Annotated in this window: 1 protein-coding gene; it reads right to left on the bottom strand. The window is 68.2% G+C overall.

What is annotated here, in order from left to right; translation table 11 throughout:
• Nucleotides 1–668, bottom strand: a 668-nt coding sequence (locus tag sphsw_RS10025) for a S1/P1 nuclease (protein ID WP_042467023.1), incomplete at its 3' end; no start/stop codon positions are given.
• Nucleotides 669–724: the final 56 nt, after the last annotated feature.

Genomic DNA, 724 nt, shown 5'->3' with positions numbered 1-724 from the left:
GCGACGGTGCCGGCCGCGATGCGCGCGCGTTCGGCGGCGGGGTAGCGGCGGACGAGCGAGGGCGGCGCGGAGATTGCGCGCTCGGCGAGCGTGCCGTCCCAGACCGAGTGGAGATTGAGCCGGGCGGGGGCGTAGATGCCGTAATCGGTCTTCACGTCGTTGCCGCCCTTGTCATGGCGATCGCCCGCGTGGAGCGGCTGGTGGAGATCGCCGACGAAGTGGATGAGGAAGGCGAGCGCCTGGACGCGATCGTGCGGCGACGTCTTGCGGTCGCGGAGCAGGGTCACGTCGCGGTCGATCTGCGCGGAGACGCAGTCGCCATCCTTGCAGGCAGGCGTCAGGTCGAACGGCGCGCAGACATCGACATTCTGGTAATGCCAGCTGTACGCAAAGCCGAAGCGCGACTTGCCGTCGGCAGTCTTGAGCGGCTTAATGCAATCCGCCCAGACACTTGCCTCTTCGATCGTGCCGGCCGGACATTCGGGGGTGTCGAGCAGCGCTTGCTGCGCGAGGATGCGGCGGATCGCGACCTTCGTGCGCGGCGCGACATTGGCATAGGCGATCTGCGCAACCGTCTCATGCCCATATTCCCAATAAGCGGAGGCGGGGGCGGCGGTCAGCGCGGTCGCGGCGAGGATGCCGAGCGCGGTCAGGGGCTTGCGAATCATGGCTGCTCACTAGCGTAGATGGCGACGCTGCGCGCGCCCTTTGCGGACGCGGTGCC

Origin of the sequence: Sphingomonas sp. FUKUSWIS1 (genome assembly GCF_000733135.1) — a bacterium.
In the GTDB taxonomy this organism is placed as follows: domain Bacteria; phylum Pseudomonadota; class Alphaproteobacteria; order Sphingomonadales; family Sphingomonadaceae; genus Sphingomonas; species Sphingomonas aerolata.
The sequence above is the reverse complement of the archived record's forward strand: the minus strand, read 5'-3'. Positions and strand labels throughout refer to the sequence as shown.